Genomic DNA, 344 nt, shown 5'->3' on the forward strand with positions numbered 1-344 from the left:
AAAAAATCACTAGCCGTTAATTTTCTTTATACACCAAAAAAGGCACGAATATCTCTATAATAGTAAGTACCACAACAAACTAAAAAGGAGAGATATTGTGCCTATATGTAATGATATATCACATATTCTAGGAATTAAAGTGAAGAATTTAAGAATTACGAGAGAGCTAGGTTTATACTTTTATAAACAGTCGCAGTGTATATTTTATGAAGGTGATTTAACCTACAAGGCAAAAAGTTGTGATTTATGCGGAGCACAAAATGAGAATCAAACTATTATTAAACATGGTTCTCGTAAGACGAGCGTTTATATGGGGTTAGTATTTGAACGCCCTGCATATTTAG

Annotated in this window: 1 pseudogene; it reads left to right on the forward strand. The window is 31.7% G+C overall.

The window, feature by feature from the left end:
* Positions 1-103 precede the first annotated feature (103 nt).
* Positions 104-344, forward strand: a pseudogene (locus tag CD126_RS12260) (ISL3 family transposase); the annotation flags it as partial.

The organism is Staphylococcus pettenkoferi, from assembly GCF_002902685.1.
In the GTDB taxonomy this organism is placed as follows: Bacteria; Bacillota; Bacilli; order Staphylococcales; family Staphylococcaceae; genus Staphylococcus; species Staphylococcus pettenkoferi.